At 72.9% G+C, this 23490-nt stretch carries 14 protein-coding genes; 6 read left to right on the top strand and 8 right to left on the bottom strand.

The features are described 5' to 3' along the window. Positions 1-206 precede the first annotated feature (206 nt). The 5 genes from AB0D99_RS07135 to AB0D99_RS07115 all read right to left on the bottom strand — a co-directional run bounded on the left by AB0D99_RS07135 (position 207) and on the right by AB0D99_RS07115 (position 6765). Positions 207-1685 carry a long-chain fatty acid--CoA ligase gene (locus tag AB0D99_RS07135; protein ID WP_362357843.1) on the bottom strand — a complete coding sequence of 493 codons (1479 nt, stop codon included), beginning with the start codon at positions 1683-1685 and terminating at the stop codon, positions 207-209. Positions 1686-1726: 41 nt separating this feature from the next. Beyond that, complete coding sequence (locus tag AB0D99_RS07130; protein WP_362357841.1) at positions 1727-3439, bottom strand: aldehyde dehydrogenase family protein; 1713 nt, start codon at positions 3437-3439, stop codon at positions 1727-1729. A 111-nt stretch (positions 3440-3550) separates the two neighbouring features. Then, positions 3551-4867 (bottom strand): MFS transporter, encoded by a 1317-nt coding sequence (locus AB0D99_RS07125; RefSeq protein WP_362357839.1) that lies wholly within the window; start codon positions 4865-4867, stop codon positions 3551-3553. A 132-nt stretch (positions 4868-4999) separates the two neighbouring features. Then, complete coding sequence (locus AB0D99_RS07120; RefSeq protein WP_362357837.1) at positions 5000-5923, bottom strand: TauD/TfdA family dioxygenase; 924 nt, start codon at positions 5921-5923, stop codon at positions 5000-5002. Positions 5924-6159: 236 nt separating this feature from the next. After that, the gene (locus AB0D99_RS07115) at positions 6160-6765 is read right to left on the bottom strand and encodes a TetR/AcrR family transcriptional regulator (RefSeq protein ID WP_362357835.1); all 606 of its coding nucleotides are present in this window, start codon (positions 6763-6765) and stop codon (positions 6160-6162) included. A 182-nt stretch (positions 6766-6947) separates the two neighbouring features. Here AB0D99_RS07115 and AB0D99_RS07110 point away from each other — a divergent pair, with 182 nt between their 5' ends. Beyond that, positions 6948-7562, top strand: coding sequence for a TetR family transcriptional regulator (locus tag AB0D99_RS07110; protein ID WP_362357833.1), 615 nt, complete (start codon positions 6948-6950; stop codon positions 7560-7562). A gap of 86 nt (positions 7563-7648) precedes the next feature. After that, entirely contained in the window at positions 7649-9322 is a 1674-nt protein-coding gene (locus AB0D99_RS07105; RefSeq protein ID WP_362357831.1) for an acyl-CoA dehydrogenase family protein, read from the top strand. A 130-nt stretch (positions 9323-9452) separates the two neighbouring features. Here AB0D99_RS07105 and AB0D99_RS07100 read toward each other — a convergent pair whose 3' ends face one another. After that, positions 9453-11249, bottom strand: a complete 1797-nt coding sequence (locus AB0D99_RS07100; protein ID WP_362357829.1) for a methyltransferase — start codon at positions 11247-11249, stop codon at positions 9453-9455. Between the two features lie 131 nt (positions 11250-11380). Further along, positions 11381-12589 (bottom strand): 4-hydroxybenzoate 3-monooxygenase, encoded by a 1209-nt coding sequence (locus AB0D99_RS07095; RefSeq protein ID WP_362357827.1) that lies wholly within the window; start codon positions 12587-12589, stop codon positions 11381-11383. A gap of 354 nt (positions 12590-12943) precedes the next feature. On the opposite strand from AB0D99_RS07095, the gene AB0D99_RS07090 reads away from it, so the two are divergent. Next, positions 12944-16318 (top strand): pyruvate carboxylase, encoded by a 3375-nt coding sequence (locus tag AB0D99_RS07090; protein WP_362358160.1) that lies wholly within the window; start codon positions 12944-12946, stop codon positions 16316-16318. 226 nt (positions 16319-16544) lie between these two features. After that, positions 16545-18647 carry a SpoIIE family protein phosphatase gene (locus AB0D99_RS07085; protein ID WP_362357825.1) on the top strand — a complete coding sequence of 701 codons (2103 nt, stop codon included), beginning with the start codon at positions 16545-16547 and terminating at the stop codon, positions 18645-18647. A 119-nt stretch (positions 18648-18766) separates the two neighbouring features. On the opposite strand, the gene AB0D99_RS07080 is transcribed toward AB0D99_RS07085, so the two are convergent. Then, positions 18767-19831 carry a substrate-binding domain-containing protein gene (locus tag AB0D99_RS07080; RefSeq protein WP_362357823.1) on the bottom strand — a complete coding sequence of 355 codons (1065 nt, stop codon included), beginning with the start codon at positions 19829-19831 and terminating at the stop codon, positions 18767-18769. A 211-nt stretch (positions 19832-20042) separates the two neighbouring features. Between AB0D99_RS07080 and AB0D99_RS07075 the strand changes: the two genes are divergently transcribed. After that, positions 20043-22478: a polysaccharide lyase 8 family protein gene (locus AB0D99_RS07075; RefSeq protein ID WP_362357821.1), complete on the top strand. Its 2436-nt coding sequence runs from the start codon at positions 20043-20045 to the stop codon at positions 22476-22478. A gap of 213 nt (positions 22479-22691) precedes the next feature. After that, entirely contained in the window at positions 22692-23456 is a 765-nt protein-coding gene (locus AB0D99_RS07070; RefSeq protein ID WP_362357819.1) for a heparin lyase I family protein, read from the top strand. Positions 23457-23490 lie beyond the last annotated feature (34 nt).

Genomic DNA, 23490 nt, shown 5'->3' with positions numbered 1-23490 from the left:
TGGTCGCACACGGCACTTTCGGGCCCCGGGGTCCGCCCTGTCAATGGAAAGTGAACAACTCTCAACTTTTGCTCCGCCCGCGCTCCTCGGGCCGGATCACGTGTGCGGGATCGAGCGCCACGGCCCCGGGGACGCGAACGCCGCCGCCCCCGGCGGACGGCCGGGGGCGACGGCGTCCGGCCGCGCAGGGCCTCGACCGTCACCGGTCACGCGTCGCCGAAACCGATCTCCCGCTTGAGGATCTTGCCCGTGGCGCCCTTCGGCAGCGCCTCCACCAGCCTGATCTCCCGCGGGTACTTGTAGGGCGCCACCCGCTCCCGTACGAACTCCCGCAGCTCCTCGGCCGTCACCGCGGTCCCGGGGCGGGTCGCGACGGCGGCCGCGACCTCCTCGCCGAGGGTCGGATGGGGCAGGCCGACGACGGCCGCCTCGGCGACGGCGGGGTGCTCGTACAGCACCTCCTCGACCTCGCGCGGGTAGACGTTGAAGCCGCCGCGGATGATGAGGTCCTTCTTGCGGTCGACGATGTAGTAGTAGCCGTCCTCGTCGACACGGGCGAGGTCGCCGGTGCGCAGCCAGCCGTCCTGGAGCGCCTCGGCGGTGGCCTCCGGGCGGCCGAGGTAGCCCTTCATGATGTTGTGGCCGCGCACGCACAACTCCCCGACGCCGTCGTGCACATCGATCAGGCGCAGCTCGACGCCCTCGATCGGGGTGCCCACCGAGCCGGCCTTGCGCGGGCGGTCGAGGTGGTTGAAGCAGGCGACGGGCGAGGTCTCGGACATGCCGAACCCTTCGAGGACCGGGACGCCGAAAGCCTCCTCGAACCCGTGCAGCACCTCCACCGGCAGGGACGCGCCGCCGGACACGCACATGCGCAGGCCGGCGGTGTCGTACGCCTCGGGCCGCGCGGTACGGGACGCGAGCAGCGCGGCGTACATGGTGGGCACCCCGGCGAAGATCGTGACGCCCCGCTCGTGGACGATCCGCAGCACATCGGCCGGGTCGAACCGGGTCATCAGGGTGAGCCGGGCGCCCGCCGCGACGGCGGCGTTCATCGCGCACGTCTGGCCGAACGCGTGGAACAGCGGCAGGCAGCCCAGGATGGCGTCCTCGGAGGTGAGGCGGAACAGGGAGCGCGCGCTGATCTCGGCGTTGCGCAGCAGGTTGGCGTGGGTGAGCTCGGCGCCCTTCGGGGAGCCGGTGGTCCCGGAGGTGTAGAGCAGGACGGCGGTGTCGTCGTCCGCGCGGGCCGGGCTGCCGGCCCGCTCCGGATGGTCGGCCAGGAGTTCGGTGAGCGTGTCCGCGGAGAGCGGGAGCACGGTCGCCGCGGTGCCCTCGGCGCCCCGCACCGCGTCGGCGGCGCACATCTCGTGGGCGAACAGCAGCACAGCGCCGGAGTCCCGCAGGTAGTGGGCGATCTCCCGGGGCTTGAGCAACGGGTTCATGGGGACGACGACGGCGCCGGCGCGCAGGATGCCGTAGTAGAGCACGGGGAAGTCGAGGGTGTTGGGCAGCATCACGCACACCCGGTCGCCCGGGTTCACGCCGCGGGCGGTGAGCAGCGCGGCGAACCGGCCGGCAGCGGCGTCGAGTCCGGCGTAGGTGAGGGTGTCGGCGCCCAGCTCGACGGCGGTGCGGGAGCCGTGCTCGGCGGCGGCGCGGTGGAGGATCTCGGCGAGGTTCATGGGTCGGCCTTCGGTTCGAGGGATGTCTCGGGACGGTGGTGTCAGCCGCGCAGGGCGGAGGCGAGGAGACCGGGGAGTTTGGCGACGGAGGGTGCCGCGGTGAAGCGGGTCAGCCGCTCCAGGGTCGTCAGGGCGGTGCGGTTGGTCACGAAGTACGGCGGGCGCGGCGCCAGGGAGGGCGAGCCGGTGAACAGGCCGCGGGGGGCGGGCGCGAACGGCGCGCGCAGCACCGTCTTCTCGATGTCCTCCAGCAGGTACGCGTTGTGCACGAAGCCGATGCCGCTGCCGATGTCCTGCCGGGTGTGGCCGGGGTGGGCGCCCCAGGGCGTGTACCCCAGCAGGAATCCGATCGCGCACCAGGCGTTGACGCCGACGGTGCCGTAGCGCAGCTCCGCGACCGCCGAGTCCACGGCGGCGCGGTGGGCGCGCTCGGTCCTGGGGTCCACGATGAGCGTGGCGCCCAGGGTGCCGGGCAGCCTGTCGTTGGCGAAGCTCACCGCCTCGCGGAGGAAGGCGTCGGCGTCGGCCCCCGGAAGCCGGACGACTCCGAGCGCGCTGCCGAAGACCTCGTCGGTGAGCAGGAGGTCGTCCTCGGCGGTGAGGTCGGGGACGAGGAGGCGGCACGTCCCGTCACCGAGCGCCTCCGCCCGCGGGTACGCGGCCAGGACGGCGTCCAGCCGGTCACCCGCGCCGGGGTAGTAGTCGGCACGCGGCGGCAGCTCCCGGAGCACCCGGCGGATCTCGCCGAGCAGCCGGTCGCCGCCGTCCCAGTCGCGGGGCAGGACGAGGATCTGGCTGGCGACGCAGTTGTGGCCCGAGTTGTTCATCTTGCTGGTGACGATGTGTTCGGCCTGGTACCGGAAGTCGGCGGCGCTCCAGTCGCCCGGCGCGACGATGCACGGCGTGACACCGCCGAGTTCGCTGGTGAAGGGCTTGTCGTTCAGGGGGGTGTCGGCGCGGCGGCGCTCGTCGGCCCGCTCGTCCGTCCCCCACACGATCGCGTCGTGGGTGCGCTCGCTGCCGGTGACGTGGATGGTGTCGACGTCGTCGTGCGCGGCGAGGTGGCCGCCGACGTCGGCGCCTCCGTCGACGAATCGCACCCAGCCCCGGTCGACGAACTCGGCGAACACGTGGGCGAAGTGCGGGCGGAGGTAGTCGTTGACCGGGTTCATCTTGGCGATGACGGTCTGCCCCTCGGCGTAGAGCTTGTGCAGGACGTCGAGCGGGGTGATGGCCCCGACATTGCCGGCGCCCAGCACCAGCGCGACGGCCGGCCGGCCGGCGCGTCCGCGGTACTCCCCCGCCGCCCGGTCGAGGACCTGTCGCGCCGTGGTGCCGGGGGTGGTCCACACCTGCGCGGTCGTTCCGTTCTGCAGCAGCGCGTCCCAGGCGGTGGCGGGGAAGACGTCCACGACGGCGCGCCCGTCGCGCTCGTGGACGGAGCGCGGGTCGACGGGCGGTCGGCCCGCGGCGATCCGGCGCAGGACGTGCAGTTGGGCACTGATTCCCTGGGCGAGGGCCCACGGGGCTCCGATCCAGTCCTCGGCGGCCCACGGGGAGTCGGCGGCGAAGCCCTTGGCCGCGGCGGCGTCCGCGACCATGGCGGCGGCGCGCTCGGCGATCCGCGGAAGCGTACGTTCCAGCAGGGCCGTGCGCTCGGCGAGCGGCGTGGCCGCCCATGTTCCGGCGCCTGCGCGCAGTTCGGCGACGGCGCGGTCCAACGACGCTGTGTCGACGGCGGATACGGAGGTCATGCGGATTCAACTCCTGGTCGAGGTGGGGTCCGGAGGGAGTGTGGGCGGGCGCGGCTCGTCGGTTCGCGGCGCGCTGTCGCGCCGCCCGAGGCCCGCGCCCGCCGCAGGGGATCAGGCGCGCAGCAGGGCCCTGTCGCGGGACGGGTCGACGAGGGTGGCGGAGAGCAGCGCGCCGACGAGGAGCAGGACGCCGGTGATGACCACGGCGTTCTGGTAGCCGGCCGCGCCCTGACTGTCCACCATGACTCCGACGACGGCGGGAGCGGCAAGCCCCGCCGTGGTGACCACGGCGTTCATCACGCCCAGGGCACCGCTGGCGCGGGCGGGCGGAGCGAGTTCGGAGACGGTGGTGGCCGCGACCGCCGCGTAGGAGCCGGCGAGGCCGAATCCGATGGCCAGCAACGCGGTCTTGGCGCCGGTGCCGTCCACCAGGGGTACGCCGAGGCAGGCGAGGGCGCCCAGGCCGAGGGCCGCACCGCCGACGCCACCACGCGCCCACCGGGTACTGACCCCGCGCCGCATCAGCCATCCGGTGACACCCGCCTGCGCCAGCAGGACGACCGCGCCCATCGCCCACGGGAGGACCACGAGGCGACCTGCCTCGGCGGAGGAGTAGCCGAGTCCGTTGCGCAGGTAGGAGGGGAGCCAGACGAGCATCAGCGCCACGCCCCAGTAGCAGGTGAAGTACGCGGCGGTGACGGCGAGCCAGGTCCGGGTGGCGAAGACGCGCCGGTAGGACACCGGCTCGCCGGCGGCCTCGGAGGGTCCGGTCCCGGCCGCGTCGCGCGGCGCCGCGTCGGTGGTGCGGTACGTCCCGGTCCCGCCGAGGAGGTGCCAGACCACCGCCCAGACCAGTCCGACGGCGGCGAGCACCCACAGGGCCGTGCGCCAGTGGTGGTGGTCGATGATCCAGGTGAGTCCGGGGGCCGCGGTGATCACGCCGAGGGTGATGCCGAGGGTGACCAGGGCGCCGGGCAGATTGCGCCGGTGGTCGGGGAACCAGCTGAACGCGGCGTGCTGGGCGACCGGGAAGGCGGGGCCCTCCGCGGCACCGAGCATCACGCGGGAGCCGATCAGCACGGCCAGCCCGCCGCCGATGGCGGGCGGCACCTGGGCCACCGACCAGAGCAGCGCCATGATCAGGATCACCGTGCTGGGCCGCACTCGGTCGGCGTACATGCCGACCACGACGGCGGCGACCGAGAAGAGGAGGAAGAAAGCGCTGTTGGCGAAGCCGAACTGGGTGGCGCTGAGGCCGAGATCGGCGCGGATCTCGTCGGCTGCCAGTCCCAGGACGGACTTGTCCGCGAAGTTGATCATCATGAAGACGACGAGCAGACCGGTGACGGTCCAGGCACGGGACCTGGTGGCGCGGTCGGCCGGCGTCGGATCGCCGAGCTGCCTCGACGTGGTGCCAGCGGCGGACACGGATCCTCCGGAGGGGTGCGGCCGGCGTCGTCGCCGGGCGGGGAGGGCGGGGGTGCGAGAAGGGACGGCAAGGGAGGGCGGTGATCGGTGCTCCGGGGCCGGCGGCCGGCCCCGGACCGGGAACGCGCGGGATCAGGAGAGGGGGACGCCCTCGATCGCGATGCGCTCCATCACCCGGCGCCGCGGGTAGTAGTCGTTGATCGCGTAGTGCTGGGTGGCGATGTTGTCCCAGATGGCGATCGAGTCGGCCTCCCAGTGGAAGCGGACCTGGTACTCGGGGATGCGGGCCTGCAGCACCAGTTCGTCGACCAGCTCACGGCTCTCGGCGTCCGAGAGGCCGACGATGCGGGTGGTGAAGGGCTCGTTGACGTAGAGCGTCCTGCGGCCGCTGCGTGGGTGCCGCACGACGACGGGGTGCTCCACCCGCGGCCAGTTCCTGCGGAAGGCGGCCTTCTGCTCGTCGTTCATCAGCGCGCCCCAGCTGGGCTCCCAGTCGTGCACGGCGGTGAGGTTCTCGATCCGCTCCCGCAGTTCTTCCGGGAGGTTGTCGTACGCCGCTCCCATGTCCGCCCACATCGTGTCTCCGCCGGCGGCCGGGACCTCGATGGCGCGCAGCACCGAGCCGAGGGCCGGGTTGGCCATGAAGGAGTGGTCGCTGTGCCAGATGTTCTTGTTCCCCTGGGCCTTGGCGTCCTTGGCGAGCCGGGAGACCCCGACGTGCTCGGTGCCGGGGAAGAACGGATTGGGCTCCGGCGGTCCCCAGAGTCCGGCCAGCGCGAGCTGGTGCTCGGCCGTGAACCCGGCCTGACCGCGGAAGAAGATCACCTTCCACTCCAGCAGGGCCTGCCGCAGCTCCTCGGCGAGAGCCTCGCCGATCTCCTGGGTGAGGTCGACCCCGCCGAGCACGGCACCGAAGTGCGGAGTGAGCGGGGTGATCTCGACGATCTCGTAGCGGGTCTCCGGGGTGCCGGGCGACACCCGGTCCAGCACACGTGTCCCGTAGTGCATCAGGGGCTTGTCGAGTACGGGCTTGGGGGCGGCGACGGTGGCGTCCATGGTCCCTCCGAACGGCTCGAAAATTCGATACCGGCAGTATTGATATGTGGTCGCGCGTCGGCAAGGGGTGCGGACCATAAATTCAAAACTGGCGGTAACGAATTAGGGGCCCGGGAACCTGCCGGATGTACGCGGGGAGGCCGTCAGCCGGTGACGCCGAGGGCGCGACCGGGTACGCCACGGAGGCCCGTCAGCCGGTGACGCCGAAGGCGCGACCGGCACGCCGGGGAAGGTCGTCAGCCGGTGACGCCGATGGCGCGGCCCATGAGGTCCACCACCGAGTCCACCAGCCGCTCGTCGGGCATGCGCTGCTCGGCGACCATCCTGAACACCAGCGAGGAGGCGACCAGCGTCACCGCCGCGTCCACGTCGATGCCGGGACGGACGTCGCCCCGCACGATCCCGCGCTCGATGATGTTCCGCGTCTCCCGCGCGACCCGCGCGGTGTACTCGCCGTACGCCCCGCGATCGCCGCCCGGGTCGGCCGCGGTGGCGATCACACCGGCCAGCAGCCGGTCGACGCCCGGCGTGCGGTACGCCTCCAGACGCGCCGTGAGCACCGCGCGCAGCTCGGCGCGGAAGTCCCCCATGTCCGGAACGGACAGCGGACCGACGCGCGACTCGGCGGCGGCGAGGACGAGGTCCTGCTTGGTCGGCCAACGCCGGTACATCGACGGCTTGCTGACCCCGGCCCGGGCGGCCACCGCGTCCATCGTGACCGCCCCCATGCCCTGCTCGGCCACCAGCTCGACCACGGCGTCCAGCACCGCCCGGGTGACCCGCTCCTCCCGGGGCCGCCCGGGACCCCGCCCGCCGCCCCGACCCACCTGCTCGTCGACCATGACCCGACCCTACGGGCGCCGACGATGATCATCCAATCCGGCGGAGCGACCCGACGGGGCGCCGTGCGCACGGCGGGCCGTCGGGTCGCGGGGCACCGAGGGGCCTCACGCGCTCCTGATCCTTCCCGCCGGGGTGTGCCCGCCCTCTGGCGTGAAGGTCTGAACGGTGATTCACTGCTTGTATGGCGTACCGCAAGACCCCGGCCGAGCTGGCTCGGCTCAGCAGCGCACGGGAGCATCTGATCCAGCAGGCCACCGATGTCGTGGCCGATGTGGGCTGGGCACAGGCGTCGGTGACCGCCGTCGCCGCCGCGGCCGGGATCGCCGCCGGCTCGGTCTATCAGCACTTCCCGTCCAAGGCGGCGCTCGCCGTCGAGGTGTTCCGGCGCGCCTCGGGCCGTGAGGTCGAGGTGCTGGGCGAGGTGCTCCGCAGCCCGGGCGATCCGGTCGAGCGACTCGCGCGGGGCGTGGAGGTGTTCGCCCGGCGGTCCCTCGAACGCCGCGGCCTGGCCTACGCCTTGCTCGCGGCGCCCGCCGAGCCGGCCGTCGGTGCCGAGCGCCTGGACTTCCGGCGCCGGTACCGGACCCTGTTCGCCGAGGTCGTGAGCGAGGGGGTGGCCTCGGGCGCGCTGCCCCCACAGGACCCGGAGGTCACCGCGGCCGCCCTGACCGGCGCCATCGGCGAGGTGCTGGTGGACCCGCTGGGCGGCTCCGAGGGGGACCCCGACCAGCTCGTCGCCGAACTCACCGCGATGTCCCTGCGCTGCCTGGGCGCGGGACGAACGCCGGTCGGCTGACCGGCCGTTCCCGACGCACCCCGACCCGACCGCACCCCTTCCTCACGGCTCCGCCCCTCGTCCCGACGACTCCGAAGGACACGCTCATGACCACCACCGCCGACTCCCGGCCGGTCAGCGACCCCACCGCCCGCACCCACGAGGTGACCAACCAGGCGCCGCCGCTGGTCGGCCACGACGTCGCCGAGGACCCGGTCCTGCTGGAGGGCGTGCGCCGGGAAGGCGCCGAGTGGTACCTCGACGACCTCCACCGGATCGGCCGACGCACCGGCAGCGCGGAGGTCCAGCGCTGGGCCGAGGAGGCCAACCGCTACGAGCCGGTGCTGCGCACCCACGACCGCTACGGCAACCGTGTCGACGAGGTCGACTTCCACCCCTCGTACCACTCCCTGATGGACGTCGCGATCAGCGAGGGGCTGGCCGGCGCGCCCTGGGCCGACGAGCGGCCCGGCGCCCATGTGGCACGCGCCGCGGGCTTCATGGTGTGGAGCTCCGCCGAGGCGGGACACGGCTGTCCGGTGTCGATGACGTACGCCGCGGTGCCGGCCCTGCGCCACTCCCCCGAACTGGCCAAGGAGTACGAGCCGCTGCTGACCGCCCGCGCCTACGACCCGGTTCTGAAGGCGCCCGGCGCCAAGCGCGGACTCCTCGCGGGGATGGGCATGACCGAGAAGCAGGGGGGCACCGACGTCCGCGCCAACACCACGACGGCCATGCCGACGGCCGACGGCAGCTGGCGGCTGCGCGGGCACAAGTGGTTCACCAGCGCCCCGATGAACGACCTCTTCCTCGTCCTCGCCCAGGCGCCGGGCGGCCTGTCCTGCTTCCTCGTCCCGCGCGTGCTCCCCGACGGCAGCCGCAACACCTTCCGTATCCAGCGGCTGAAGGACAAGCTGGGCAACCGCTCCAACGCCAGCAGCGAGCCCGAGTTCGACGACACCGTGGCCTGGCTGGTCGGCGCCGAGGGCAAGGGGGTGCGGACGATCATCGACATGGTCACCATGACCCGCCTGGACTGCATCCTCGGCTCCGCCTCCGGCACGCGCGCCGCCCTCGCGCAGGCCGCGCACCACGCCCGCCACCGCTCGGTGTTCGGCGCGAAGCTCATCGACCAGCCGCTGATGCGCAATGTCCTCGCGGACCTGGCCCTGGAGTCGGAGGCGGCCACCACCCTCGCCCTGCGGGTCGCGGGTGCGACCGACCGCGCCCAGCGCGGCGACGCCGGGGAGCGGGCGTTCCTCCGCCTGGCCACGGCGGTCGGCAAGTACTGGGTGTGCAAGCGCCAGCCGGCGGCCGTGGCCGAGGCCCTGGAATGCCTGGGCGGCAACGGCTACGACGAGGCGTCGGGCATGCCGCGGCTCTACCGGGAGGCGCCGCTCAACGGCATCTGGGAGGGATCGGGCAACGTCAACGCCCTCGACGTGCTGCGCGCGCTGCTGCGGGAGCCGGAGTCCCTGGAGGCGTTCCGTGCCGAGGTGGAGGCGGCCGCGGGCGCCGACGCCCGTCTCGACGCCGCGTGGCGGGAGGTACGCGGTGAGCTGGCGCGACCGGAGGACGCCGAACTCCGCGCCCGGCGCATGGTGGAACGCCTCGCGCTGGTGCTGCAGGGCTCCCTCCTCGTACGGCACGCCCCCGCTCCCGTGGCGGACGCCTTCTGCGCCTCCCGGCTGGCCGGCGACCGGGGCCTGGCCTTCGGCACGCTGCCGTCGGGCACGGACCTCGTGGCGATCCTCGACCGCCTGCCCGCCGGGCTGGGATAGGAGGCCACTCCGGACGAGCGTCGGGGCGCGCGACGACCGGCGACGGACCGACCCGGGGCCATCGGCTCCGGGCCCGGTTCGGCCCGTCGGCCTGGAGGGGGAGCTCCGAAGCCCCCTCCAGGCCGACGCGTCAGCGCCTGCGGGCGTGCAGGGCGTGGGCGCCCAGCGCGAGCGGGGTGTGGCCGACGAGTTCGAGGCCGTGCTCGTCCAGCAGTCCCGCGTAGTGGCCGGCCGTACGCTCACGGCCCCCGGTGTTGCACATCATGTGGAGGTCCCACGCGGTGGCGAGCGAAGGGGTGGCGCCGTCCGGCAGCAGGCGCTCGACGATGAGCAGGTCCGCGTGTTCGGGCATCGCCTCGGCGCAGTGCCGCAGGATGGTCCGGCAGCGGTCGTCGTCCCAGTCGTGCAGGACCCGGGAGAGGATGTAGACGTCGCCGCCCGGGGGTACGTCCGCGAAGTCGCCCGCCCGGTAGTCGCATCGCCCGCCGACGCCGGTGGCGGCCAGGTACGTGCGCGCCGCGGCGAGGACCTGGGGGCGTTCGAGGAGGATGCCGCGCAGGGTGGGATGGGCGGTCAGGACGCGGCCGAGGAGCTCTCCGGTGCCGCCCGCGATGTCGACCACGGTGCGTGGGCGTCCGGGGGCGGTGGCGGCGGCGGTCAGGACCGGGTGCGCGGGGAGGGCGTCGAACATGGCGGCGCTCGACACCATGGACCGGTCGAAGAGCGCGGCGAGTTCGGGATCGCGGGCGAAGTGGTCGAAGTGGTTCTCGCCGTAGAGGTGCTCGAAGCCGGGGCGTCCGCTGCGTACGGTGTGGGTCAGGTGGGCGAAGGACTGGTAGAAGGGGCCGCCGTACATCAGGGCCAGTGGTCGCATCGAGCCCGGGGCGTCCTCGTCGAGGAGCGCGCCGACGCCGGTGAGGCGGAATCCGTCGGGGCCCTCACGGACCACGCCCAGCATGGCGAGGTACCGCAGCAGGGTCGCCAGGCCCTGGGGGTCGGCGCCGACGGTCCGGGCCAGCTCCGCGCTGTCGACCCCGGTGTGGCGGTTCATGGCCTCCGGGAGCCGCAGCGTCGCGCAGGCCGCCAGCGCCTGGGTCGTCCAGGCGCCGGTCAGCAGCCACAGGAGCGTTTCCCCCGGCCCTGACGCGTCGGTCTGTCCTGCCGGGCCCACCGGGGCGTGGGCGCGGCCGAGGTGCTCGGTCAGTACGTCCCGGTGGTCTCCGCTCGCGTACAGCTCGACCCGCCGGTAAGCGGTCTTCGTGTCGGCGGGAGCGGTGAAGTAGAAGACCGTGCCGTCCTCGTGCGGGTTGTAGCCGCCTCCGTCGGCGGCGGCGCCGTGCCGCGCGAAGCTCGCCAACAACCCGCGCAGGACCAGCGGATCGGGGCGTACGACGTCGAAGGCGAGGTGCGCCTCGCGGTCAAGACGGCGTTCCTCGGCGGCGATCCCGGACAGTTCGGAGCCGGGGGGCACCGTCAGCGCGAACACCTCGACCGCCCGAGGCTCTCCGGCGGGGCCGCGGACCAGGGGACGGAGAATCCTTACGTCAAGATCCTCGGGCTTGCGGCGGTGACGTGCCGCGAGGCGTTCGCGGACCACGACGCTCGGCTGCGCCCGTGTGTCGGCGAGGCCGCAAGCGGTCAGTTCCGTCCGCAGCGTCGGCTCGTCGGGCGGGAAGACCAGCACGGCGGCGTGCGCGAAGCGGCACTGGTCCGTCAGGGCCCGCAGTTCGGGACCGTCGAGGCCGGGCAGCACGCGGGAGAGCAGGACGGAGGTGTCCTGTTCCCGGACGAACGCCGCTGTCGCGCCGAGCCGTTCCGCGTCGCCGGCGGCGCGCGCCGTCGAGGTGGTCACGGGCATGGCGTTCGTGGCAGTGGCCGCGGGCGTGGGCGTGGCCGCGGGCATGGTGAAGGGATGGTCGGAATGCATTCCCTGTCCGTGGGTGAAGGGGGAGGCCCGGGCCCGGCCACCGGAGCACGCCGCGCGAAGGCACGGTCGGCCCGGGGCGTGGCCCGGAGGAACGGGACGAAAGGCGAGGGGAGGAGCGAGGCGAGGGCCGGTCAGACGCCGACGTAGTTCTCGGCGAACCAGTCCTGTTGGGTGCGCGAGGCACGCAGCGAGGCGATCCGCGAGTGGCGCAGACGTCGCTGGAAGAGAGAGGCGTCCTCCGAGCCCGGGTCGTCGTGCAGGAGACGGATCATCCAGTGCGAGAACTCCTGCGCACGCCAGATGTGGGCGAGGCAGCGATCCGAGTACGAGGCGAGGGGCTCGGGGTCGTCGTGGGCGAGGTCGGCCCTCAGGGCCCGGGCCAGGATCTCCGCCTCCAGCACCGCGAGGTTGGCGCCCTTCGCGGCGGACGGGCTGATGAGGGCGGCCGCGTCGCCCACCAGGAACAGCGAGCCGTGACGCAGCGGTTCGAGCACGTCGGACTCCAGGTCGACGACGGCGCGCTGGACGATCCGGCCCCGCAGCAGGGGCCCGTACTCGGTCGCGCGCATGCGCAGGTCGAGTTCGTCCCAGACCCGGTCCTCGGTCCACTCCTCCGCCCGGGTGCCGCGCTCGCACTGCAGGTAGTAGCGGGTGATCTCGGCGGAGCGGGCCATGTGCCCGGCGAACCCGCGGGGGTGGGTCGCGTAGCCGACGGCGTCCAGGCTCGGGGGCGCCTCGGCGAGCAGGCCGAGCCAGGACACTCCGTGGTCGCGGTGGTGGCGGGCCGCGCCGGGCGGGAGCGAGCGCCGTCCCGCCCCATGGCGGCCGTCGCAGGCGGCGACGTACCGTCCTCGCCACTGTCCGGGGCGCCCGTCCTCGTCCCGCACGGTCACCGTGGGGGTGGGACCGTCGGCGTCGGACACGGCGACCGCTTCGGTGCCGAACCGGATCCGCCCCCCGGCGTCGATGTACCGGGCCAGCAGGTCGGCGACCAGCTCGTGCTGGGGATACACGGTGTGCGGCTCGCCCCGGCCGAGCTCTCGGTAGTCCAGGCGGAAACGGCCGTCCTCGGTGCGGAACTCGCAGACGCTGTGCTCCCGCCCGCGCCTGCGCACTCCCTCGTCCAGACCGTGGCGCTCCAGGATCCGCACCGTGTTCGCGGCGAGGAAGCCGGCGCGCGCCCGGTTCTCGACATGTTCGCGTCCCGCGCGTTCCAGGACGACACAGTCGATGCCGTCGCGAAGTAAGAGGTTGCCCAGCACCAGGCCGGCCGGGCCGGCCCCGAGGATGACCACATCAGCCGAGTCCTGGGCGACCCGGGCGTACTGACTCTCTGTCACAACGGTGGATCATAGGCACTGAAAAATATGGGGACAGTCAAATATCACCCGAATGGGTTGCATGATGGGAAAAGGATTCTTCCGCCGTCGGCAGAGCACTCGCGCCGCTCTGCGGCACCGCCCCGGACCGACGGTCACGGGCGCCCGGGCGGATACCCCCTCCACGCATGGCACAGACAGCCGCGTCGCGATGATCCATGTCACTGTCGTGGGACCTTCAGAAGGCCACGGCGCAGCCCTTAGCGTTGCCGAAACGAGCAGGGCGCGACGCGGGCGAGTGCCTCCCTGGGCACTGGGTACGCGGGGAGATGCCGGCGACCCGTTGCTCATCACCGGCAGGGTGAAGGGATCATGATGTTCCGCAAGGTACTGGTGGCCAATCGCGGGGAGATCGCGATTCGCGCGTTCCGCGCCGGCTACGAACTGGGTGCGCGCACGGTCGCCGTCTTCCCCCACGAGGACCGCAACTCACTGCACCGTCTGAAGGCCGACGAGGCGTACGAGATCGGTGAGCCCGGACATCCGGTGCGGGCGTACCTCTCCGTGGAGGAGATCATCCGGGCGGCCCGCCTCGCCGGTGCCGACGCCGTCTACCCGGGGTACGGATTCCTGTCCGAGAACCCGGAACTCGCGCGCGCCTGCGAGGAGGCGGGCATCACCTTCGTGGGCCCGGACGCGCAGACCCTGGAGCTGACCGGTAACAAGGCGCGGGCCGTGGCCGCCGCCCGGGAGGCGGGCGTGCCCGTGCTGGGTTCCTCGGCACCCTCCACCGACGTGGACGAGCTGGTGGCCGCCGCCGAGGACATCGGCTTCCCGGTGTTCGTCAAGGCCGTCGCCGGCGGCGGAGGGCGCGGCATGCGACGGGTCGAGGACCCGGCGACCCTGCGCGAGTCCATCGAGGCGGCGGCCCGCGAGGCCGAGTCGGCCTTCGGCGACGCGACGGTCTTCCTGGAGAAGGCCGTCGTCGACCCGCGCCACATCGAGGTGCAGATCCTCGCCGACGCCGAGGGCAACGTCATCCACCTGTTCGAACGCGACTGCTCCTTGCAGCGGCGCCACCAGAAGGTGATCGAACTCGCTCCCGCCCCGAACCTCGACCCCGAGGTACGGGAGCGCATCTGCGACGACGCCGTGCGCTTCGCCCGGCGGATCGGCTACCGCAACGCGGGCACCGTGGAGTTCCTGCTCGACCGCGACGGCAACCACGTCTTCATCGAGATGAACCCGCGCATCCAGGTCGAGCACACGGTGACCGAGGAGGTCACCGACGTCGATCTGGTGCAGTCGCAGCTGCGGATCGCCTCGGGCGAGACGCTGGCCGACCTCGGCCTGGCGCAGGAGTCCGTCGTCCTGCGCGGCGCCGCCCTGCAGTGCCGGATCACCACCGAGGACCCGGCCAACGGCTTCCGCCCGGACACCGGCATGATCAGCGCGTACCGCTCCCCCGGCGGCTCCGGCATCCGGCTCGACGGCGGCACCACCCATGCCGGTACGGAGGTCAGCGCCCACTTCGACTCGATGCTGGTCAAGCTGACCTGCCGGGGCCGGGACTTCGGGACCGCGGTCGACCGGGCCCGGCGCGCGGTGGCCGAGTTCCGCATCCGGGGCGTGTCCACGAACATCCCCTTCCTGCAGGCGGTGCTCGACGACCCGGACTTCCAGGCGGGACACGTCACGACGGCCTTCATCGAACAGCGTCCGCACCTGCTCACCGCGCGTCACTCCGCCGACCGCGGCACCAAGCTGCTGACCTACCTCGCCGACGTGACCGTGAACAAGCCGCACGGTCCTCGGCCCGAGCTGGCCTCACCGGCCGGCAAGCTGCCCGCGCTGTCCGCCGGTGAGCCGGCCGCCGGCTCCCGGCAGAAGCTCCTCGCGCTGGGCCCCGAGGGCTTCGCCCGGAGCCTGCGCGAGTCGCCGACCATCGGGGTCACCGACACCACGTTCCGTGACGCCCACCAGTCGCTCCTCGCCACCCGGGTGCGGACCAAGGATCTGCTGGCGGTCGCCCCCGCGGTGGCGCACAACCTGCCTCAGCTGCTGTCCCTGGAGTGCTGGGGCGGCGCCACCTACGACGTCGCGCTCCGCTTCCTCGCGGAGGACCCGTGGGAGCGCCTGGCGGCCCTGCGCGAGGCCGTGCCGAACATCTGCCTGCAGATGCTGCTGCGCGGCCGCAACACCGTGGGGTACACCCCGTACCCGACCGAGGTGACCGACGCCTTCGTGCAGGAGGCCACCGCCACCGGCATCGACATCTTCCGGATCTTCGACGCGCTCAACGACGTCGACCAGATGCGTCCCGCCATCGAGGCCGTACGGGAGACCGGGACGGCGGTGGCCGAGGTCGCGCTCTGCTACACCTCCGACCTCTCCGACCCGGCGGAGAAGCTGTACACCCTGGACTACTACCTGCGGCTGGCCGAGAAGATCGTCGACGCCGGCGCGCACGTGCTGGCGGTCAAGGACATGGCGGGCCTGCTGCGGGCCCCCGCCGCGGCCAGGCTCGTCTCCGCGCTGCGCAGCGAGTTCGACCTGCCGGTGCACATCCATACCCATGACACCGCGGGCGGTCAGCTGGCCACCTACCTCGCGGCGATCCAGGCCGGGGCGGACGCGGTGGACGGCGCGGTGGCCTCCATGGCCGGTACGACCTCGCAGCCGTCGCTCTCGGCGATCGTCGCCGCGACCGACCACTCCGACCGGCCCACCGGCCTCGACCTGCAGGCGGTCGGCGATCTGGAGCCGTACTGGGAGAGCGTCCGCAAGGTCTACGCCCCCTTCGAGGCGGGTCTCGACTCGCCGACGGGACGCGTCTACCACCACGAGATTCCCGGCGGGCAGCTCTCCAACCTGCGCACGCAGGCCGTCGCGCTCGGTCTCGGCGACCGGTTCGAGGACGTCGAGTCGACGTACGCCGCCGCGGACCGGATGCTGGGCCGGCTGGTGAAGGTCACGCCGTCGTCGAAGGTGGTGGGCGACCTCGCGCTGCACCTCGTGGGTGCCGGGGTGGCGCCCGAGGACTTCGAGGCGGCGCCGAACCGCTTCGACATCCCCGACTCGGTCGTCGGTTTCCTCCACGGCGAGCTGGGCACGCCTCCGGGCGGCTGGCCGGAGCCGTTCCGCAGCAAGGCGCTGGAGGGCCGCGCGGGCCCCAAGCCGATGCGGGAGCTCACCGCGGAGGACAGGACCGGTCTGGCCAAGGACCGGCGCGCGACGCTGAACCGGCTGCTGTTCCCCGGTCCGACGAAGGCGTACGAGGCGCACCGTCAGGCGTACGGCGACACGAGCGTGCTCGACAGCAAGGACTTCTTCTACGGGCTGCGCCCCGGGAAGGAGTACACCGTCGACTTCGGGCCCGGCGTACGGCTCCTCATCGAACTGGAGGCCATCGGCGAGGCCGACGAACGCGGCATGCGCACCGTGGTGTCCACCCTGAACGGCCAACTGCGGCCGATCCAGGTGCGCGACGACGCGGCGGCCGCCGACCTCCCGGTGACCGAGAAGGCGGACCGGGCGAACCCGGGGCATGTGGCCGCGCCGTTCGCCGGTGTGGTGACGCTGGCCGTCGCCGAGGGCGACGAGGTGGAGGCCGGTGCGACGGTGGCCACCATCGAGGCGATGAAGATGGAGGCGGCGATCACCGCTCCGAGGAGCGGGCGGGTGTCCCGCCTGGCCATCAGCAGGATCCAGCAGGTGGAAGGCGGCGACCTCCTCGTCGAGATCGGGTGAGGCACGCGTCGTGAGGCGGCCGGGACACAGACAGGTGTCCTGGCCGCCGCGCGTTGCGTCCGGGGGTTCCGGCCGCCGCGCGTTGCGGGGCCATGACGGACCTTCGCGGGCTCCGATCCCGACTCCTGATGTCCGAACCACGGAGCGCGGGCAGAATTGACGTGAGAGTCCCGCTCCGCGGGTGCGTCGCGCGCTCGCCCGCCGTCCGTTCCGGAAAGGGGGCCCGGTGTCCTCGCCTCGACCGGGGGGTCGACCGCCGGACGAGCAGGCTCCCGGACCTCTCTGGTCGGAGCCCGGGACGCTGCTGGAGCACGTGGCCGTGGCCGTGCTCGGCATCGACGAGGAGGGCCGGATCTGCTACTGGGGGCCGGGTGCCCAGCGGCTCTTCGGTCACCGGGCCGTGGACGTCCTGTCCCGGCCGGCCGCCCTCCTCTTTCCCGCCGCTCCCCTCGACGGGGCCGGCGCGGCGGAACGCCTCGCCGAGCGCGGCCGCACGCTGGGCTACTGGCGCACCCGCGTGCCGACGCTGCACCGGGACGGCAGGGTCTTCGACTGCGGGTTCCGGGTCTTCCCGGTGACCGGGGCCGAGGGAGGCTCCGTCATCCTGGGGCTGGCGAGCGAGAGCGAGGGGCTCGACCGGGTGAAGACCAACCTCGCCTTTCTCGACGCGCTCTTCGAGACGTGCCCGATCGGCCTGGTGATGCTCGACGAGAACCTGCGCTACGTCCATCTCAACCAGGCCCTGGCCGACATGGACGGGATCCCCGTCGAGGATCACATCGGCCGGACCATGGAAGAGTTCATGATCACTTCCGACGGGGGCGAGTACCAGCGCATGCTGCGGGCCGTCGCCGACGGGGGCGGGCCCGTCGTGAGCACCCTCGTCGTCCTGCGCACCCCGGGCCGCCCCGACCGTGACCAGGTACGCTCCGTGAGCTTCTTCCCCCTCAGCCGGGCCGTCGGCACGCGCCCCGGCCTGGGCGGTCTCCTCGTGGACGTCACCGACCGCGAGCAGGCCATCGTGGAGGCGGCCGCCGGCCGGCAGCGGCTGGCGCTGCTGGACCGGGCCGCGAACCGCGTCGGTACGACGCTGGACGTGAACGTCACCGCCCGCGAACTGGTCGAGGCCGTCGTGCCCGAGTTCTGCGACGCCTCCGTGGTGGAGGTCGTGGAGTGGAAGGACGAACGCGAGGTGTTCGATCCGGAATCGGTGCTGGTGACCCGCCGGATCGCGGCCGGCACCTGCCTCCCGCCGCCCGCCCCCGAGCTGGTCGGCGGCCTGGAGCGGGTGACCTATCCGCCCGGCTCCAGCATCCACGAGACTCTCACCACGGGCCGGCCCGTCTGCGTACCCGTGAACGCCGACTTCATGACCCGGACGGTCATCCACCAGGCCCGCGCCCGGCTCCTGATCGACAGCGGTCTGACCTGTCTGCTCATCGCGCCCCTCATCGCGCGGGGCACCGTGCAGGGGATCGCCATGTTCGGCCGCTCCGATTCCCGCCCCGTCTTCACCGGTCAGGACCTCAGCCTGGCGGGCGAGCTCGCCTCGCGGGCCGCGCTGTGCCTGGACAACGCGCGGCTCTACAGCCGGGTCCAGGACATCGCGCTCACCCTCCAGCGGGAGCTGCTGCCCACCGCCCTGGCGAGCAGCCCGGCCGTGCGGGTCGCCCACCGCTACCTGCCCGGCGGTCACGCCACGGAGGTGGGGGGCGACTGGTACGACGTGATCGACCTGCCGGGCGGCCGGGTGGCGCTGGTGGTCGGTGACGTGATGGGGCACGGCGTGCCGGCGGCGGCGGCGATGGGGCGCCTGCGCATCACCGCCAAGGCGCTGGCCCGCCAGAACCTGGAACCCGACAGTCTCCTCACGGAACTCGACGCCTGCGCCCAGGACGCCGGCATCGCGTACGCGACCTGCCTCTACATCCGCTACGACCCGACGACGGGCCTGGCCCGCATCGCCAACGCGGGTCACCTGCCGCCGCTGCGCCGCCGGGCCGACGGCACCGTGGAGTCCATCGACGAGGTGCTGGGGGTGCCGCTGGGCGTCGGCGACGTGCCCTTCCGTACGACGGAGATCGAGCTCCACGACGGCGACACCCTCGCGCTGTACACCGACGGCCTGGTCGAGGCGCGCGGCGTCGACATCGACGAGGGAGTGGCCGCTCTGCGATCACAACTCGCCGGCGCCACCGGCACGTTGGAGGAGACGGCGGACGGGATCCTGGAGCGTCTGCTGCCGGACGCGCCCACCGACGACGCCGTCGTCGTCCTCGCCCGGATCCGGCGCCAGGAGCCCGGCCCCAGGGCGGGCGGCCCGGACTGACGCCGGAGGACATCACCCCGACCCGGGCGACGCACGAGAAGCGAACCCCGACCGGACCTACGCCGGAGGCCACCCCGACCGGGCCTTCCGGGGACGGGAAAGCAGGAGGGCCGGCCGCGTCAGCCGCCGCTGGACGAGCGCGCCCGCAGCCGCGGGAGCACGAACAGCCGGTGCCGGGGAGCGTCGGGCTGTGCCAGTCTGCGCACCAGCAACTCCACGGCGGACGCGCCGACTTCGTGTTTCGCCGGGGCGATGGCGCTCAGCGGGATGTCGGCGAGTCCGGCCACCTCGTCGTCGTACGCCACGATCGCCACGTCGCCCGGGACCTGCACCGACCGGGCGCGCAGCCTCCTCAGCAGCGCGAGCGCCTCGTTGTCCGGATGGGCGACGACGGCGTCGACGCGGCCGGCCGCCGCGGCGTCGAGCAGCGCCTCGACCGGGTCGCCGCTCCCCGGTTCTCCGGGGCGCGCGCCGGCGGTGTCCAGGACGGATGCCGGGAGGGGGGCTTCGAGCCCGGCCGCGCGCACGCCGGCCTCGAAACCCTCGATGATCCCTTGCGCGGTCGGGCTCGTGCCCCGCACGAGCAGCGCGAGGCGGGTGCGGCCCGCCTCCGCGAGGTGCCGCACGGCCAGGCGCGCCCCGTGGACATGGTCGGAGACGACGTGGTCGATCCCGGCGGCCTCGTCCGCCTCGGGCCGGCGCTCCACGATCACGACGGGAACGGGCAGTTGCTCGTACCAGCCGCGCGGGCCGGTCGGAACCACCAGCAGGCCGTCGACGCCGTCGGCGATCATCCGCTCGACCTGTGTGCGCTCCTCGTCCGCGTCGTATCCCGAGATGTCCAGCACCAGCCGGACGTTGTGGCCGGTCGCGGCCTCGCGGGCGCCTTTGATGACCTCGGGGTAGTAGTAGTCGGCGGACGGCACGATCAGGCCGATGACGCGCTCGCGGCCGCGAGCCGGGGCGGCCGGATCCACTTCGGCGGGCGCGGTCTCCGCCCAGGTCTCGGGGAGCATGGCCCCGCCGTGCACGCGGGCGACCAGGCCGCGGTCGGCGAGGGCCTCCACGTCCCGGCGGATCGTGACCGGGGAGACGCCCAGTTCGGCGGCGAAGTCGCTGACCCGCAGGGAGCCCTCTTCCCGCAGCCTGCGCAGGATCGCCTGGTGCCTGTGTTCCGCGTGCACTTTCCCCGCTCCCCTCGTGCGACATCCCAGTTCAGGCGCAGTGTAGCCACCCGGCGATCGTTTCTGTCGTTTTCTTGTTGAAGAGATAGATGATGGCGGTTCTTGTCCAAACCGTTGCTCTCTTGCTTTTAAGCGTGTTAGAAACCCCACGCTTACGAGCCAGCGACAGCGCCGAGGCAACGACGCGCTCCTCCCGTAAAGGTCGTCTCCCATGCCATCTCCCTGGCGTCGCCGCACCTTCCTCCACGCCGCCGGTGGGGGCGCGCTCGCCCTCGGACTGACCGGCGCCCTCGCCCACCCGTCCCACGCCTCGGAGGCCCTGCGGGCCGTCGACGCGTCGGCCCTCGACACGGAGTTCGACGCGCTGCGCGGCAAGTGGCGCGACCTCATCCTCGGCACGGGCTTCAGCCCCACCGCCGAGCCGTACCGCACCATCCTCGGCAACCTCGGCACGACCGCGGCCGGCTACCGGGCGACCATGGCGCGGGCGAGCGGTTCGCTCTGGCCCGGCCGCGTCTGGACCGACCCGGAGCCCGACCTCGACGCGGAGTCGTACGCCTTCTCCGCGGTCATGAACGACAGCTACAACCGGCTGCGCACCATGGCCGAGGCGTACGCGCAGCCCGGCACCGGGCTGACCGGGGACGCCGGACTCCGCGACGCCGTCCTCACCGGCCTCGACCACCTCTACGCCGAGGTCTACAACGAGACCACCGCGCGGTACGGCAACTGGTACAACTGGCAGATCGGCGCGCCCCAGGCGCTGATGGACACCTGCGTGCTGATGTACGACCACCTGTCGGCGGCGCAGATCGCCGCCTACTGCCGGGCCGTCGACGCGTTCGTGCCGGACTCGGTCTTCGCCTCGTACACGGGCACCAGCACCGGCGCCAACCGGGTCGACCTGTGCCGCGGAGTGATCCTGCGCGGGATCGTCGGCAAGGACGCGGGCAGGATCGCGCTGGCGTCCCAGGCGCTGGCCCCGGTGTTCCCCTACGTCACCTCCGGCGACGGCTTCTACGACGACGGCTCGTTCGTCCAGCACCGCAACGTCCCCTACATCGGCGGGTACGGCGCGGTACTGCACGACGGTGTGGGCCGACTGCTCGCCCTGCTGCGCGGTTCGAGCTGGGAAGTGACGGACCCGGGCACCCAGCTCTTCCTCGACACGATCGAGAAGGCGGTCGCACCGTTCATCTACAACGGTCTGATGATGGACAACGTCAGCAGCCGGGGCATCAGCCGCATCGGCACCGACGAACACCAGCGCGCCCACGGCCTGATGGCGACCATCCTCCTCGTCGGCCAGGGGGCGAGCCCCGAGGAGAACGCCCGCTGGCGGGCGATGGTCAAGGGCTGGCTGCAGCGCGACTACTACTACCCCGCGCTCAAGAACCCCGGTCTCAGCCTGATCAGGGCATCGCTCCTGCAGGCCCTGCAGGACGACACCTCCGTCAAGGCCGCCCCCGAGCCGGTGGAGCACCGGCTGTTCCACAACATGGCACGAGCGACCCACCGCAGGCGCGACTGGGCCGCCTCGATCTCCATGGCCTCCAGCCGCATCGCCCACTACGAGTTCGGCAACGGGGAGCACGCCCGCGGCTACCACACCGGCGCCGGGTGGCTCTCGTGGTGGGGCGGCGACTTCGGTCTGGAGCAGTACTCGGACGCCTACTGGCCCACCGTCGACCCGTACCGTCTCCCCGGCATCACCGCCTCACGCAAGCCGCTCGCCGACGGCGAGGGCGGCAACTGGGGTCAGCCCATGCCGGACGCCGCCTGGGTCGGCGGGACCACGGACGGCGAGTACGCCGCCATCGGCCAGCACCTCAAGGGCATCTCCAGCACGATGAACGCCAAGAAGTCCTGGTTCTGCCTCGACGACTCGATCGTCTGCCTCGGCGCCGGCATCACCTCCACGGACGGCCACGCCGTCGAGACGACCGTCGACAACCGCGCCCTCGGCGCCACCGGCGCGCCGGTCCTCACCGTCGACGGCAGGACGCAGCCCGTGACGCAGGGCTGGACGGCCGCCTTCGGCGACGCCGAGTGGGCCCACATCGCCGGGCAGGCCGGCTATGTCTTCCCCGGCGGAGCCGAGCTCACCGCGGTGCGCGAGGAGCGCACCGGCTCCTGGCGGGACATCAACACGGGCGGCTCCCCCGACCCGGTCACCCGCCGCTACCTGACCCTCTTCACCGACCACGGCGTCGATCCGACCGACGGTGACTACGCCTATGTGCTGCTGCCGGGAGCGAGCGCCGCCACCACCGCACACCGAGCCTGCGACCGGGGGTGGCTGCGGATCCTCGCCAACTCCACCGACCAGCAAGGGGTGCGCGTCCAGAAGCTGGGTCTCACCGCCGTGAACTTCTGGGCGGCGGGCACCGTCGACAAGGTCCGCGCGAGCGCCCCCGCCTCCGTCCTCGTACGGGAGCACCGCAACGGCACGGCCACCGTCGTCGTCTCGGACCCCGCACGGCAGGCCACCTCACTGGAGGTCGTCTGGAACCGCCGGGTGAGCACGGTGCTCTCCAAGCCCGGCACGGTCACCGCGGCGACCACCGGCTCGTCTCTGAGGCTCGTCTTCGGCGACCTCACCGGGCAGGCCGGCGCGCCTCAGAGGATCACCGTCCGCCTCGGCTGACCCCCGCACGGGGGGGGCGCCGCCGGGCCCGCGCCCGCGCGTCCAGGGCGGCGCCCTCCCCCGCACCCGACCGGCCGACCGGCCGACGGCGCGTCGTCGGCTCCGCACCGACGACGCGCGACTCCCCCGCGCGGCCGCGCGCTCCCGCCCCCACATCCGCACGGGGACGCGCATCTCCCGCGGCCATCCGCCCTCTCCCCACCGGAGGATTCCATGCAGCACAGCGTCGCCCCGGGCACCTCCCGCCTCGCCCTCTTCTCCCGCTCGGGCAGCCGTCCGCGGCGCGGGCGGCTGTTCGTCCCCACGGCCCTCGCCGCGGCCCTCTCCCTCGTCCTGGCGACACCCGCGCATGCCACCGTCGAGTGGAACGGCGACGCGGACAACGGCGGCACCGCCGTGTTCGACTCGATCCTCTGCGACTCCCCGTCGTACGTGTACCAGCCGGACTGGGCCGACGGCCGCGGGAAGATCTTCGGCTTCACCAAGGCGGTGGGCTCCGAGCGGTGCGAGGGCCACGGCGTCGCCGGCCACACGCTGACCTCCGGCAGGACGTACTGGTTCGGCTGGGAGTCCATGACCAAGACTGGCAACGCCCAGACGGTCTTCCAGTGGAAGTCCTGGGGAACCGCCGAGGAGCAGGAGCAGAACTACCCGGTGATCATGAAGGTCGAGGACAGCCGCCTGAAGATCTGGTACGTCGCCCCGGGCGAGCAGTGGATCTCCGCCGGCAGCGTCGCCTGGACGCCGGGCACCTGGAACAAGATCGAACTGGGCATCGACGCCCGGACCTCCACCAGCGGCTCCTTCGCGCTGTACGTCAACGGCCAGCTGGTCGTCGACCGCCAGAACGCCAGGACCTGGGACCTCAAGGGCAACGTGCCCCGCTGGGGCTCGTACGGCTCCACCATCGTCGGCGTCGAGTCGGTCCACTGGGTCGACGGCCTGAAGATGGGCACGACGCGGGCCGACGTCGACTGACACCCGGGTGCGGGGTGGTGTGGGAGTGCGGGGC

The organism is Streptomyces sp. NPDC047971 (assembly GCF_040653355.1).
GTDB lineage: Bacteria > Actinomycetota > Actinomycetes > Streptomycetales > Streptomycetaceae > Streptomyces.
This window is presented reverse-complemented; position numbering and strand designations above follow the sequence as displayed.